Genomic DNA, 13,724 nt, shown 5'->3' on the forward strand with positions numbered 1-13,724 from the left:
GCCTCCGGGTTCAAAAAGGTAACGGGAGAGGACTCGGTTGAGGATCAAAGCGGTTCGCCCATGGATTGTCGGCGGCTGTTCCTGACTCCACACTGGGTGGGATGAACGCCCGAGCCGCGCTTTTCGACCTCTACGGCGACCATCTGCGCAGCCGCGGAGGCCAGGCGTCGGTGGCCGCCCTGGTCCGGCTGCTGGCGCCTCTGGAGATCGCCGCGCCCGCCGTCCGGACCGCGATCTCCCGGATGGTCCGGCAGGGGTGGCTCGACCCGGTCCGGTTGCCCCAGGGGCCCGGCTACGCGGCCACGCCGAAATGCGTGCGACGTCTCGACGAGGCGGCGGCCCGGGTCTACCGGGGCGGCACGATCACCTGGCCGGGCCGCTGGCACCTGCTGGTGATCGAACCCGTCCGCGAGCGGACCCGGCGGGAGCGCCTGCGGGCCCACCTGTCCTTCCTCGGGTACGCCCCCCTCTCGGAGACCACCTGGATCGGCCCCCGGGCCTCGCCCGAGCTCGACCAGCTCGACCTGCACGCCGACCGCTTCGAGGCGGTGCTCGACGGGGACCCGGTCGACCTGCTGGCCAGGGCCTGGGATCTCGACGCGATCGGCCGTGCCTACGAGGAATGGCTCGCGGGGGCCCGGCCGCTGGTCGACGGCCTGCCCGGCGACGCCCCCGACGACCAGGTCTTCGCGGTCAGGTCGCGCCTGGTGCACACCTGGCGCAACTTCCTGTTCCGCGATCCGGGCCTGCCGGCGGCGCTGCTGCCCTCGGGGTGGCCGGGCGACAAGGCGCGGGCCTATTTCGAGCAGGAGGCCTCGCGCCTGATGCCCAAGGCGGGGGCCTTCGTCGAACGCACCCTCATCTCCTAGCTATGCAGCCTTCGATGTGGTCGTTGACCAGGCCGATCGCCTGCATCAGGGCGTAGGCGGTGGTGGGGCCGACGAACCGGAAGCCCTTCTTCTTGAGCTCCTTGGCCAGCGCCTGGGAGTTCACCGTGGACGAGGGGATGTCGGCCATCGTCCTGCGGACCGGGGAGTCGGGCTCGGCGTACTTCCAGACCAGGGCCGACAGGCCTTCGGGGAGTTCGAGGGCGGCTCTGGCGTTGGCGATGGCGGCGTCGACCTTGGCCCGGTTGCGGACGATCCCGGCGTCGGCCATCAGGCGTTCGACGTCTTTCTCGGTGTAGGCCGCGACCTTCTCGATGACGAAGCCGTCGAAGGCCCGGCGGAAGTTCTCGCGTTTGCGCAGGATCGTGATCCACGCCAGGCCCGACTGGAAGGCCTCCAGCGTGACCCGTTCGTAGACCTTGTCGTCGCCGTGGACCGGGCGGCCCCACTCGTGGTCGTGGTAGTCGAGGTAGAGCTGGTCGCTGGTGGCCCAGGCGCAGCGGACGACCTCTACCATGCCTCTTCCGAATCGAGCGACTTGGCCTGGAGGCGGCTCGCCATCAGCTCGGCCACCTTCTGCTCCAGGACGGCGATGCGGGTGTCGCGTTCGCGGATGGCGGTCGCGGCCCGCTGGAGGGTCTCGTCGACCGAACCGGTGTGGTAGCCGACCAGGCCGACCGGGAACTGCACGGTCACCAGGTCGACGGCGGTCACCTGGGCGGCGTCGGGGAGCTCCAGCGGCGGCACGTCGGGGGGGAACTCCGCCATCGCCCCGCCCTGGCCCATGGAGACCCAGACCACGCAGCCCACGACCGCGAGCGCGGCGAGAACGAGTACGACCAGCACATACGAATCGTGCCACATGTGCCGAGCGTGAGAGCATCGAGGACGTGGCAACAGAGACCATCGAGCTGCCGGCCGACCTCGACGAGGCCATCGCCGTGGCGGCCGTCGCCACCTGGCGCGGCCCGGCCGAGTTCCGCCTGGCCGACCCGGCCCACGCCGAGGCGATCGAGCAGGCGGTCGCCATGACCGAGGCCATCGCCGGGCGCAGGCCGCCGGCCCTGGCCCGGCGCGGGCTCGCCTGACCGGCCGCTACGCCTCGTCGATCCCGGGCACGATCCGGGGGACGGTGTGTTCCAGCAGGTCGAAGGCCTCTTCGACGGTCGTGGCCCAGGAGATGCCGTCGAAGACGTCGGGGCGGGTGAAGCCCTGGTCGTACATGCCCTCGACGAGGTCTTTCAGCGGGGTGTAGAGGCCCCACGGGTCGAGCAGGACCAGGGGCCTCTGGTGGATGCCGAGGACCCGGGCGGTCCAGATCTCGAAGAGTTCCTCCATGGTGCCGATGCCGCCGGGGAGCACCAGGAAGGCGTCGGAGCGGGCGTCCATGACGCTCTTGCGCTCGCGCATGCCGGTCGTGACGACCAGCTCGGTCGAGTCGGTGTCGGCGATCTCGATGTCCACCAGGACCTGGGGGATCACGCCGATCGTCTGGGCGCCGCCGGCGCGGGCGGCGCGGGCGACCTCGCCCATGCACGACACGATCGCGCCCCCGCTGACGAGGTGGTGGCCGCGCCGGGCGAGCTCGGCGCCGACGTCGGCGGCCAGCCGGAAGTACTTCGGGTCGATCTTCTGGGAGGAGGCGCAGAAAACGCAGACGAACATTACTGCGCGTCTCCCACGAGGCTGGCCTCCTCCTCGCGGCGGCGGTCGGCCTCCACGATGATCCGCACGGCCTCGTCGACGTCGTCGGTGACCCGGATGAGGTCGACGTCCTGCGGGGAGATCTTGCCCTCGCCGAGGAGTGACGACTTGATCCAGTCGACCATCGGGCCCCAGAACGACGAGCCCATGAGGATGACCGGGAACGAGGTGACCTTCCGGGTCTGGACGAGGGTCAGCGCCTCGAACAGCTCGTCGAGGGTGCCGAAGCCGCCCGGGAGGGTGACGAAGCCGCACGAGTACTTGACGAACATGGTCTTGCGGACGAAGAAGTAGCGGAACTCGACGCCCAGGTTGACGTATTCGTTCATCGACTGTTCGTGCGGGAGCTCGATGCCGAGGCCCACGGAGATGCCCCCGGCCTCCATCGCGCCCTTGTTGGCGGCCTCCATACAGCCGGGGCCGCCGCCGGTGATGACGCCGTAGCCGGCGTCGGCGAGCGCGGCGCCGAGGCGGACGCCGAGCTCGTAGTCGGGCGAGTCGGGCTTGGTGCGGGCCGAGCCGAAGACGGTGACCGACGGCGGGAGCTCGGCCAGGGAGCCGAAGCCCTCGACGAACTCGGCCTGGATGCGCAGCACCCGCCACGGGTCCATGTGGAGCCAGTCGGCCGGGCCGCGCCGGTCGAGCAGGCGCTGGTCGTGGGTGGAGTCGGGCACCATCTCGCCACGGAGCAGCTGCGGGCCCTGGCGACGTTCACGGCGAATCGTGTTCATGGGACGCCACGCTAGCCGCTCAGGATGGCCGTGGAAAAAATCTTGAGAATCCACACGGAACCGTGGAACCGGATTTCGTTCAGGCCGCGTCTAACAGTCGAGGGTGCTGCTCGGGACGGAAAGTGGCTTTCCCCGCCAAATGGCCGGCGAGGAAAGCCACTTTCTTCTTTCTGCGGGCAGTTTGCCTGTCTATAAGGCAAGTTCAGGGCGCGTGACACGGTCGGCCCTCGGCCGCCCGCGTCACGCTTGCAACCAAGCCGTCATGACCCGCTCGGCCTCGACGATCTTGTCGAGTTCGACGTATTCGTCGACTTTGTGGGCCATCGCGGGATCGCCCGGTCCATAGTTCACCGCCGGAACTCCGAGTGCGGAGAAACGGGCCACATCGGTCCACGCGACCTTCGCCCGGGCTTCGCCGCCCACCACTCTCGCGAACGCCGCCGCGACCGGGTGATCGAGGCCGGGCCGGGCGCCGGGGGCCGAGTCGGTGATCGTCACCTCGAAGCCGTCGAAGACCTCGCGCAGGTGGTTCTGGGCCTGCTCCTCGGTGAGGTCGGGGGCGAAGCGGTAGTTGACCGTCACCACGCACTCGTCGGGGATGACGTTCCCGGCGTGGCCGCCGCGGATCAGCACGGCGTTGAGGCCCTCGTGGAATTCGAGGCCGTCGACCACGGGCCGCCTGGGCTCGTAGGCGGCGAGGCGGTTGAGGATCTGGCCGGCGCCGTGGATCGCGTTGAAGCCCAGCCAGCTGCGGGCGCTGTGGGCGCGTACACCCCGGGAGACGATCTCGGCCCGGATGGTGCCCTGGCAGCCGCCCTCGATCACGCCGTCGGTCGGTTCCATCAGCACGGCGAAGTCGCCGCTCACCCAGTCGGGGTGTTCGCGCACCAGCAGGCCGAGGCCGTTGCGAGCCGCCTCGACCTCCTCCAGGTCGTAGAAGACGAGGGTCAGGTCGCGGTTGGGGGCGCCGAGAAGGGCCATTTTGAGCTGGACGGCCACGCCGGCCTTCATGTCGGTCCCGCCGCAGCCGATCAGGCGGTCGCCCTCGACCCGGCTCGGCACGTTGCCGGCGATCGGCACGGTGTCGAGGTGGCCCGCCACGACGACACGCTCGGCCCGGTTCAGGAAGGTGCGGGCCACCACGTTGTTGCCGTGGCGGTCGACGGTCAGGTGGGGCAGCCGCCGCAGCGCCTCCTCGATCGCGTCGGCCAGGGCCTTCTCGTCACCGCTCTCGGATCGGACGTCCACCAGAGCGGCGGTCAGCGTCCTCACGTCCTGATCAAGTCGCATGTCTGCCGAGCCTACGGCAGGGCCCCGAGAAGGTAGGTTCTTGGGCTGTGACACGGCGTCCCTCCAGAACAGCACTGACCATCGTGGCCATCGTGGTCGTCCTGGCGGGAGCGATATTCTTCGCCGGTTACCAGCTGATGAAGAGGACCGAGCCCTTCGTGCTGGGCGAGGGCTGCACGATCACCGTAGCGTCGGGCACGCTCGACCTCGATCTCGAACAGTCTCAGGTGGCGGCCACCATCGCCGCCGTCGCGGCCCGGCGCAAGTTGCCCAAGCAGGCGCTGGAGATCGCCTACATCACGGCGATCCAGGAGTCGAAGATGACCAACATCGCCTTCGGCGACCGCGACTCGGTCGGCATCTTCCAGCAGCGGCCCTCCCAGGGCTGGGGCACGGTCAAGCAGATCATGGACCCGGTCTACGCGACCCGCCGCTTCTTCGCCGCCCTGGAGAAGGTCGACGGCTACCTCGACATGAGCCTCCACGACGCCGCCCAGGCCGTGCAGCGGTCGGCCGACGGCGGCGCCTACGCCGACCACCGGCGCAGCGCCGAGATACTGGCCACCGCCTTCCGGGGCGAGCAGCCCCGGGCGGTGCACTGCTGGTATCCGCCGAAGGAGTCGCCGCCCCCGCCGCAGGACGCCGCGGCGAAGAAGGAGTTCACCCGGGCCAGGGGCGCCTCCAGGGAAGACTGGCTGAAGGCCACCTGGTTCGTCACCCACGCCCCGGTCTACGGGCTGCGCCAGGTCGTCCACGACGGTTACGTGTGGACCGCCTCCGCCGGCCAGGACGGCTGGCAGCCGGTCAAGGAACGTTAGGGCTTCCGGTCGACCTGGATGGAGCCGGGCGTCAGGGGCAGGGCGTAGGAGGCGACCCACTGGCCGCCCTGGACCCGCTGGAACGACAACAACCGCCCGTCGTGGGCGCGGTAGTCGGCGAAGTCGAGCAGGCCCCGCTCGGGCAGGCCGGTCATGCCCTCGGCCCGGTAGGCGACGGTGCCCCGGTCGCCGGGGAAGAACTCGACGCCCTCCATGATCAGCATGCTCTTGGCCGGGACCATGCCCAGGGCCTGGACCGGCGTCCACAACATGACCTCGAGGCCCTCGGGCCGTTCCTGGACCGAGAGCCAGTGGACCCGGCGGCTGCCGTCGTCGAGCAGGTGCTCGGTCCACTCGTCGCCCTGCCGCATCAGGTGGAGGGCGCCGATGGCCTTGTAGCGGGTGCCCTCCACGGTGGCGGTGTCGCCGACCTGGAGGGTGCGGGGATCGAAGTAGTCGTATTCGTCGAATAAGTCGTCGTCGACCTCGACGGCCGCAGGGGCCCGGCCACGCCCCTCACGGCGAGCGGTGGCGAGGTAGGCGAACAGCACGACGACCACCGCCGCGAGGCACAGACCGAGCACCACCGCTGTCGTCATGGCGCGCGATCCTATCAACACAAACGCGTCATATCCGCCCGTATGAGGGCGGCTCGCTACTCGGTTGTGAGGCGTGCGACCGCTGCGGCGATTCTTTCGTCTGTGGCGGTGATCGCGACCCGGACGTGGCTCTCTCCGGCGGTGCCGTAGAAGCTGCCGGGCGCCACCAGGATGCCCAGTTTGGCCAGCCGGGCGACCTGGTCCCAGCAGCCGGTGCCGTCGGTGGCCCACAGGTAGAGGCCGGCCTCCGAGTGGTCGACGCGCCAGCCCGCCGATTCGAGCGCGGTCCGCAGGGCGGTGCGCCGGGCCGAGTAGCGCTCGCGCTGCTCGTCGGCGTGGGCGTCGTCGTCGAGGGCGGCCGTCATGGCGGCCTGGACCGGCTCCGGCACGATCATGCCGGCGTGCTTGCGCACCTCCAGCAGGCGCTTCACCAGGGCCGGGTCACCGGCCACGAAGGCGGCGCGGTAGCCCGCCAGGTTGGAGCGCTTGGAGAGCGAGTGGACCGCCAGCAGCCCCTCGTGGGAGCCGCCCGACACGTCGGGGTGGAGGATCGAGACGGGCCGCTTCTCCCAGCCCAGCTCGATGTAGCACTCGTCGGAGGCGACGATCGCGCCGCGCTCACGGGCCCAGGCGACCACCTTGGCGAGGTGTTCGGCCGGGAGCACCTTGCCGGTCGGGTTGCTCGGCGAGTTGACCCAGACCAGGGGCACCCGCTCCGGGCCGAGCGAGAGCAGGCCGTCGGTCGGGAAGGGCTCGGCGCCGGCCAGCCGGGCGCCCACGTCGTAGGTCGGGTAGGCCAGCGACGGGAAGATCACCTTGTCGCCCGAGCCGACCCCGAGCAGGGTCGGCAACCAGGCGACCAGTTCCTTGGAACCGATGGTGGGCAGCACGCCGGCCGGGTCGGCGGTCACGCCGTGGCGGCGGGCCAGCCAGCCGGCCGCCGCCTCGCGCAACCGGGCGGTGCCGTAGGTGAGCGGGTAGCCCGGGCTGTCGGCGGCGTCGGCGAGCGCCCTGCGCACGACTTCGGGAACCGAGTCGACGGGGGTGCCGACCGAGAGGTCGGCGATGCCGTCGGGATGTGCCTCGGCGGTCGACTTGTACGAGGCCAGGCTGTCCCACGGGAAGTCGGGCAGGGCGATCACGAAGGACTCTCCAGTGCTGAGCGTCAGTGGTCTTCCGCCTGCGGCGGCAGCGCGGCGACGATCGGATGGTCCTTCTCGATCTTGCCAACCTTCGAGGCGCCGCCGGGCGAGCCCAGCTCCTCGAAGAAGTCAACATTGGCCTTGTAGAAGTCCTTCCACTGCTCGGGCAGGTCGTCTTCGTAGAAGATGGCCTCCACCGGGCAGACCGGCTCGCACGCCCCACAGTCGACGCACTCGTCGGGGTGGATGTAGAGCATGCGCTCGCCCTCGTAGATGCAGTCGACAGGGCACTCTTCGATGCACGCCTTGTCCAGAACATCCACGCAAGGCTGCGCGATGACGTAGGTCACCTCTAGCTCCTTCTTTCCGGCACGACATGGGCCGCAGGTTGCTCCGTCCTAGTATTGCGGTGACTGTCAGGTGGCCGGAACAGGAGGGGCCAATGTCATGGCCTTCCAGCTCAAGGTGACCATCACGCCGGCCGACGTCGGCAGGCGGGTCACCGTCCGCAGGGCACTGCCCGAGGGCTTCCGCGACGTCGTGGGCGTGCTGGAGTCGTGGGAGAACGGCGTGCTCTCGGTGCGCAAGCGCGACGGCACGCTCGTGGAGTTCCCAGAGAAGGTCATGGCCGCGGCAAAGGTCGTCCCAGGCTGAGCGTGCCGTCTCGACGCGGCGTGACCCGGCCCCAAGCATTCGATCCGTGACCAGACTCGTGACCACTCCCGCGCTGGCGGCCCTGCTGGCCCTCGCGGCCTGTTCGTCCCAAAGCGGCGAGACCAAGGCCCTCCCGCCGGTCAACGTGAAGGGCGCCAGCCTCCAGGCCGGCTTCGGCAACTTCGAGCGGCTGGTCGAGGCCGCCCAGAAGGAGGGCAGGCTCACCGTTGTCGGGCTGCCCCGCGAATGGGTCAACCACGGCGAGCTGATGGACGTCTTCTCCGACAAGTACGGCATCCAGATCGAGTCGCTCAACCCGGCGGCCAACAGCCAGCAGCAGGTCGACGCCGTCGCCACGGCCCAGAAGCCCGACGTCTTCGATCTAAGTGTCGACGTGGCCCTGGCCAACGCCGCCAAGTTCGCCCCCTACCAGGTGACCGGCTGGACCGACATCCCCGACGAGGTCAAGGCCGCCAACGGCACCTGGTACGCCGGCTACGGCGGCTACATGTCGATCGGCTACGACCCGCGCAAGATGAAGGCGCCGGCGTCGTACGCGGAACTGCTCAAGCCCGGCGGCCGGCCGGCCGGCACCACGGTCGCGCTCGCGGGCGACCCGCTGAAGAACGCGAGCGGATTCAACGGCGTGATGGCGGCCTCCATGCAGGGCGGCAAGTTCGACGCCCGCAGGGGCGTGCAGGCCTTCTCGGCGCTGAAGAAGGCCGGGGCGGTCGCCGCCGCGCCCGAGCAGGCCACCGCGGTGCTCGACTGGGACTTCCTGAACGCCGCCCGCTCGGCCGCCAACAAGGCCAACTGGCAGGTGACCATCCCGGCGGGCTCGATCCTGGCCTCGCCCTACGTGCAGGCGATCAGCGCGAGCGCACCCCACCCGGCGGCGGCGCGGCTCTGGACCGAGTTCCTGTTCTCCGACGAGGGCCAGAACATCCTGCTCAGGGGCTACGCACGGCCGTCGCGGATGGAGGCCATGCAGATGAAGAGCACCATCGACAACGAGGCGGCCGGGAAGCTGCCGAAGGTCAACGGCACGCCGGTGTTCCTGACCATCCCGCAGCAGGACGCCGCCAAGGAGTACCTCCAGAAACACTGGTCTCAGCAAATGAGCTGAAAAACACTGATTCCACGGCTGCCGTACAGTATGCGGAAACCGTGGAAGTGAGCCCATCTTGCGATATGACACACCTACGCTCATGAGGTGGAACGCTCGCGCCTACGACAGCTCATTCGGCTATGTCTCGGCGCAGGGCGCTCCCCTCGTGGAGCTGCTCGACCCGCAGCCGGGTGAGCGCGTGCTCGACCTCGGCTGCGGCACGGGCGTGCTGAGCGGCGAGATCGCCGTCCGCGGGGCGTACGTGCTGGGGATCGACGGCTCACAGGCGATGATCGAGACGGCCATCGCCCAGTTCCCCCGCCTCGACTTCACCGTGGGCGACGGCCACGACTTCACCGTCGCCCAGCCGTTCGACGCGGTCTTCTCCAACGCGGCCCTCCACTGGATGAGCCGCGACCCCGACGCCGTCATCGACTCGGTCCGCGAGGCCCTGCGGCCCGGCGGCCGGTTCGTGGCCGAGCTCGGCGGGGCCGGCAACTGCGCCGCCCTCACCTCCGCCATGCTGACCGCCTGGCGCGAGCACGGCCTGCGCGAGCCCGAGCTCCCCTGGTACTTTCCCAGCCCGGCCGAGTACGCCGTCCGTTTGGAACGCGCCGGGTTCACCCTGCGCATCCTGGAGCACTTCGACCGGCCGACCCCGCTCGACGAGTGCCCCAACGGCGCGGCCGACTGGGTGCGGATGTTCGCCGGGTCGCTCCTCGACGGCGTGCCCCCGGCGACGGTCGAGCCGCTGCTGCGCCGGGTGAACGAACTCGCCGCCCCCGCCCTCCGCCACGACTCCGGCTGGATGGCCGACTACGTGAGACTGCGTTTCGCAGCGGTGCGCCACTGAAGGGTGACACCATCGTTTGTGGCTGTTCGTCACGGATGAAACTCCCGCCACGGCAGGGGATTTGCCAGACTATGGTCTGGTCTTACGGAAGTGATGGGGATAGCGATGAACTTCTGCCTGAGTGACCTCGTGCCACCGCTGCGCTGGAGTGACGCTGCCACCATCCTGGCCGGCCGGGCCGGATTACCCGACGCGTGGTGGCGCTCGCTCCCGATGGGCCGGGTGCTGCCCGCCTTCGGGGTCGACGCGCTGGCCGAGTTGCTGACCGATCTGACCCTGGAGCGGTGGCCGGCGGCGGCGGTGGGCGACGTGCTGCCCGCGCTGCACGTGCTCGACCCCGACGACGCCGACGACCCCCAGGTGGGGATCGCGCTCGACCGGGCCGGGTCGTGGCCCGGCCTACTGGCGCTGACCGGCCGGGAGCTCACCGAGCAGCCGTTCGTGAAGGCCCGGCCGCTGCTGGCGGCGCTCTATTCGGCGGTGCTGACGAAGCTGGCGGCGACCGGGGCTCCGTCCAGGCCCGCGGTGGAACCCGAGCCCGAGGCGCCCGCCGAGGAGCCCTACGAGACCAGGGCCGCGCTCAAGGCCCCCTACCGGGCGCCCTTCGAGACCAAGGCGCGGGCCGAGGAACCCGCCGTGGCCGACACGCCCGAAGAGGCCGACGACGAGCCCGCCGGACCGCCCACCGGACCGCCCGTCGCGCCGGTCGTGCCGCAGCCCCGGCTCACCGGTGACGACGACCCCGACTTCCCCGAGCTGATCGACCGGGTCTTCGCCTCGCTCGACGACCAGAGCTGGATGGTCGCGCAGAACCGGGTCTTCACCGACTCCCCCACCTCGCCCGAGTCCCTCTCCAAACTGCTCGGCGTGCCCGCGAGCCTGATCGAGGTCACCGAGAACACGCTGCGGGCCCGGCTCAAGGAGTGGCTCGCCTCGCCGCCGGCCGCCCGCTACCGCGGCTACCTGCTCAGCCTGACCGACCTTCTCGGTGTGGCCGCCCCCAAGTCGCGGCTCGTCAACGCCGCCGAGTGGCACACCCGCGAGCTGCCCTCCCTCGACGTGCTCGCCTGGCAGTTCGTGCTGGCCACGCTGCCCGGCTACCAGGTCTCCGGCGACTGGGTCGTCCAGGGCGACCTGGCCGAGCTGCACGAGCGGACCCGCGGCCTGATCGTGAACGCCGACCGCCCGCCGACCGTGTCGCGGGCCCTCGAACTCGTCTCCTCCCTCGGCATCCACCCCGAGGTCGCCAAGGAGTGGCTGGAGAACGTCCCGCAGTTGCGGATACAGAGTCCCAACGGCGCGGCGCCCGCTCCGGCTGCTCCGGCGGCTCCGCCTCCAGGGCCGTCCGACGTGTCGCAGACGCACCGCTGCTTCCGTCAGCCCGACGGGCGCTGGTGGTTACGGGTCGACGTCGACGCCGGGCATCTGGCGGGGACGTCGGTCGGCCTCCCGGAGGGCTTCGCCCTCTATCTGGGATTGTCGCCGGGTGGCGAAAGAACGGTGCGCAGCGCCGCCGGAGACGTCACGATGACCTGGCGGGAGTCCCCCGCCATCGACTCGCTCGGCCGCATCCTCAGTGAGGTCGCGGCCAAGGAGGGCAGCCACATCTTTCTCACCCTCTCCGACGAGGGCATGCTCAGGGTCCGCCATCTCCCCGCCGCCAACTCCGGCGACACGATCGCGCGGGCGCTGCGCCTGGTCGGTTACACGGCCCCCGGCGGCAACTCCGACCAGGCCGACCGCGTGATCGCCACGCGCATCGGCCTGACCGGCCCGACCCCGCCCGACGAACTGCGGGCCCGCCTCCGAGAACGTGGGGACAGAGATCTGCTGTCCCTGCTGGGTTAGGCCCCCATGCCCCGCCTCGCCGTCTCCCTGGACTTCACTCAGGAACTCGCCGCACTGGCCCGCCCCGTGCGGCGGGACGCCGTGGTGTCCGTCAGACGGTTCCTGCACAACTCGCCCGCCGGCCCCGTGCCCGAGCGGGTGCGGAACGCGCGCGACCCCCGCGTGACGACGTTACGCCTGGCCGACCGGCACCGGGCGGTGGCCGTGCGCCAGCGCGACGTCTACTGGCTCGTCACGATATTGCCCGACGCCGAGGCCTACACCTACGCGCAACGGCACCGCTTCACCGTGAACTCCGCGATCGGCGTCATCGAGGTCTGGGACGCCGAGGCCCTGTCCCGCGTCGAGCCCGCCCTCCGCCGGTCGGCGGCCGGGTCGAGCAAGCGCCTCTACGGCCACATCTGCGAGACCGACCTCATCGACATCGGCATCGACCAGGAACTGCTGCTGCCGATGGTCCGGATGATGGCCACCGACGCCCACCTGGCCGCCGTGGAACCCCTGCTGCCCGAGAGCCAGTACGCCCCCCTCGCGGTCCTGGCCCGCGGCGGATCGCTGGCCGAGGCCTGGCGCGAGCTCGACGGCTGCCGGGTCACCTCTGCGGAGAACATCGACCTCGACGACCTGGAGGCGGCGCTCCACCGCTCCCCCGGCCAGGCCGCCTTCGCCGCCGACCGGGTCGAGCTCGACCGGGTGCTGACCAAGCCCCACTGGTGCACCTTCCTCTACGCCCCGCAGCACACCTACGCCAACTGGCCCGTCTACGACCGGCCCGTCCTGGTCACCGGCGGCGCCGGCACCGGCAAGACGGTGATCTCGCTGCACCGGGCGGCCTACCTGGCGAAGGAGAACAGCGGGCCGATCCTGCTGACCACCTTCTCCCAGGTGCTCGCCAACGAGTTGTCGGCCAAGCTCGACCTGATCATCGACGACGAGGTCGTGCGCAAGCGGGTCGAGGTCACCAACGTCGACCGGCTGGCCCACCGCATCGTCGCGGCCCATGAGGGCAAGGCCCCCACGCTGGTCGGCGACGTGACCAAGTTGTGGGAGGAGGCGGCCGGGAGCCGCTTCGGGGCGGCGTTCCTGCTGCGCGAGTGGGAGCAGGTGATCCTCTCCCAGAACCTGCGCACCCTCGACGAGTACCTGGCGGCCGAACGGCCCGGCCGGGGCGTCCAGCTCAACGCCGACATCCGCACCAGCGTGTGGCGGGCGGTGGAGCACGTCGAGGGCCGCCTCCGGGAGTCGGGGCGGCGTACCCTCCTCCAGCTGGCCTCCGAGGGCGCGGAGTTGCTGGGACGCACGACCGACGTGCTCGAGAGCGACGCGCCCCGGCGGGAGCCGTACAAACACGTGGTGATCGACGAGGCGCAGGACCTGCACCCCGCGCAGTGGCGGTTGCTCCGGGCCGCGGTGCCACCGGGCCCGAACGACATGTTCATCGTCGGCGACCCCCACCAGCGCATGTTCGACACCCGCGCGGCTCTGGCCGGCATGGGCATCCCGGTCCGCCGGTTCCACCTGAAGATCTCCTACCGGCTGCCGCACGAGATCCTGTCGTTCGGCGTCCGGCTCCGCGGCGGCGGCCCCGTCGACGGCCTGGTCGAGGGCGCGGCCGAGATGTACGGCTACCGCTCCACCGTCCACGGCCCGCGCCCGCTGGTGCGCGAGTACGTCTCCCAGGAGGCCGAGATCGGCGGCCTGGTCGCCCACGTGAGCGACTGGCTGGCCGACGGCGTCGCCCCCGAGGAGATCGCCGTCACCGCCCGCACGGTCGAGATCGTCCGGATCGCCCGCGCCGCCCTGCGCGACGCGGGCATCGAGGTGAAAGTCACGATGCTGCACGGTATGAAGGGGCTGGAGTTCCGGCGGGTGGCCGTGATAGGTGTCGCTGAGGGGATCATCCCGGCGCCCGACGCGCTCACGCCCCACGCCGAAGATCCGATGGCACGAGCGCACGACCTGCAGCGAGAACGGGGGTTGCTCTATGTCGCGTGCACGCGGGCGAACGAGTTGCTCTACGTGTCCTACTCCGGTCGCGCGAGTCCCTTCCTTCCCGCCTGATCCCCTAATCTGAACTGCGGATATATTCC

At 70.5% G+C, this 13,724-nt stretch carries 16 protein-coding genes; 8 read left to right on the forward strand and 8 right to left on the reverse strand.

The window, feature by feature from the left end:
• The first annotated feature begins 101 nt into the window (after positions 1-101).
• Complete coding sequence (locus GT755_RS36825; protein WP_161484186.1) at positions 102-869, forward strand: PaaX family transcriptional regulator; 768 nt, start codon at positions 102-104, stop codon at positions 867-869.
• On the opposite strand, the gene GT755_RS36830 is transcribed toward GT755_RS36825, so the two are convergent.
• Entirely contained in the window at positions 859-1,404 is a 546-nt protein-coding gene (locus GT755_RS36830; protein ID WP_161484187.1) for a DNA-3-methyladenine glycosylase I, read from the reverse strand. The two genes, GT755_RS36825 and GT755_RS36830, sit on opposite strands and share 11 nt — an antisense overlap.
• On the reverse strand, positions 1,398-1,733 hold the full coding sequence (locus GT755_RS36835; protein WP_051759467.1) for a hypothetical protein: 336 nt from the start codon (positions 1,731-1,733) through the stop codon (positions 1,398-1,400). The genes GT755_RS36830 and GT755_RS36835 overlap by 7 nt, the downstream gene beginning before the upstream one ends.
• 44 nt (positions 1,734-1,777) lie before the next feature.
• On the opposite strand from GT755_RS36835, the gene GT755_RS36840 reads away from it, so the two are divergent.
• Entirely contained in the window at positions 1,778-1,975 is a 198-nt protein-coding gene (locus GT755_RS36840) for a hypothetical protein (protein ID WP_161484188.1), read from the forward strand.
• Between the two features lie 7 nt (positions 1,976-1,982).
• On the opposite strand, the gene GT755_RS36845 is transcribed toward GT755_RS36840, so the two are convergent.
• The 3 genes from GT755_RS36845 to dapE all read right to left on the reverse strand — a co-directional run bounded on the left by GT755_RS36845 (position 1,983) and on the right by dapE (position 4,612).
• Complete coding sequence (locus GT755_RS36845) at positions 1,983-2,552, reverse strand: LOG family protein (protein WP_034383615.1); 570 nt, start codon at positions 2,550-2,552, stop codon at positions 1,983-1,985.
• Complete coding sequence (locus tag GT755_RS36850) at positions 2,552-3,322, reverse strand: LOG family protein (RefSeq protein ID WP_030451831.1); 771 nt, start codon at positions 3,320-3,322, stop codon at positions 2,552-2,554. Before GT755_RS36850 ends, GT755_RS36845 begins: the two co-directional genes overlap by 1 nt.
• Positions 3,323-3,562: 240 nt before the next feature.
• The gene (gene dapE, locus GT755_RS36855; RefSeq protein ID WP_161484189.1) at positions 3,563-4,612 is read right to left on the reverse strand and encodes a succinyl-diaminopimelate desuccinylase; all 1,050 of its coding nucleotides are present in this window, start codon (positions 4,610-4,612) and stop codon (positions 3,563-3,565) included.
• Between the two features lie 47 nt (positions 4,613-4,659).
• Here dapE and GT755_RS36860 point away from each other — a divergent pair, with 47 nt between their 5' ends.
• Positions 4,660-5,430 carry a hypothetical protein gene (locus tag GT755_RS36860; protein WP_328794748.1) on the forward strand — a complete coding sequence of 257 codons (771 nt, stop codon included), beginning with the start codon at positions 4,660-4,662 and terminating at the stop codon, positions 5,428-5,430.
• Here the strand turns inward: GT755_RS36860 and GT755_RS36865 are convergent.
• The 3 genes from GT755_RS36865 to fdxA are packed head-to-tail and all read right to left on the reverse strand — an operon-like array spanning position 5,427 to position 7,521.
• The gene (locus tag GT755_RS36865; protein ID WP_161484190.1) at positions 5,427-6,029 is read right to left on the reverse strand and encodes a DUF4178 domain-containing protein; all 603 of its coding nucleotides are present in this window, start codon (positions 6,027-6,029) and stop codon (positions 5,427-5,429) included. The genes GT755_RS36860 and GT755_RS36865 overlap by 4 nt on opposite strands.
• Positions 6,030-6,085: 56 nt before the next feature.
• Positions 6,086-7,171: a succinyldiaminopimelate transaminase gene (dapC, locus tag GT755_RS36870; protein ID WP_161484191.1), complete on the reverse strand. Its 1,086-nt coding sequence runs from the start codon at positions 7,169-7,171 to the stop codon at positions 6,086-6,088.
• A 23-nt stretch (positions 7,172-7,194) separates the two neighbouring features.
• Positions 7,195-7,521: a ferredoxin gene (gene fdxA / locus GT755_RS36875; protein WP_030451836.1), complete on the reverse strand. Its 327-nt coding sequence runs from the start codon at positions 7,519-7,521 to the stop codon at positions 7,195-7,197.
• 97 nt (positions 7,522-7,618) lie between these two features.
• On the opposite strand from fdxA, the gene GT755_RS36880 reads away from it, so the two are divergent.
• The 5 genes from GT755_RS36880 (at position 7,619) to GT755_RS36900 (ending at position 13,695) form a co-directional block, all read left to right on the forward strand.
• Positions 7,619-7,825 (forward strand): putative acetyltransferase, encoded by a 207-nt coding sequence (locus GT755_RS36880; protein ID WP_202610952.1) that lies wholly within the window; start codon positions 7,619-7,621, stop codon positions 7,823-7,825.
• Between the two features lie 46 nt (positions 7,826-7,871).
• Positions 7,872-8,951 (forward strand): ABC transporter substrate-binding protein, encoded by a 1,080-nt coding sequence (locus tag GT755_RS36885; protein ID WP_161484192.1) that lies wholly within the window; start codon positions 7,872-7,874, stop codon positions 8,949-8,951.
• An 82-nt stretch (positions 8,952-9,033) separates the two neighbouring features.
• A complete protein-coding gene (locus GT755_RS36890; protein WP_161484193.1) occupies positions 9,034-9,786 on the forward strand; it encodes a class I SAM-dependent methyltransferase in 753 nt (250 codons plus the stop codon).
• Positions 9,787-9,891: 105 nt separating this feature from the next.
• Positions 9,892-11,634 carry a hypothetical protein gene (locus GT755_RS36895; protein ID WP_161484194.1) on the forward strand — a complete coding sequence of 581 codons (1,743 nt, stop codon included), beginning with the start codon at positions 9,892-9,894 and terminating at the stop codon, positions 11,632-11,634.
• A 6-nt stretch (positions 11,635-11,640) separates the two neighbouring features.
• Complete coding sequence (locus GT755_RS36900; protein ID WP_030451841.1) at positions 11,641-13,695, forward strand: UvrD-helicase domain-containing protein; 2,055 nt, start codon at positions 11,641-11,643, stop codon at positions 13,693-13,695.
• The last annotated feature ends 29 nt before the right edge of the window (positions 13,696-13,724 follow it).

It is taken from the genome of Herbidospora solisilvae (assembly GCF_009901565.1).
GTDB classification, from domain to species: Bacteria; Actinomycetota; Actinomycetes; order Streptosporangiales; family Streptosporangiaceae; genus Herbidospora; species Herbidospora solisilvae.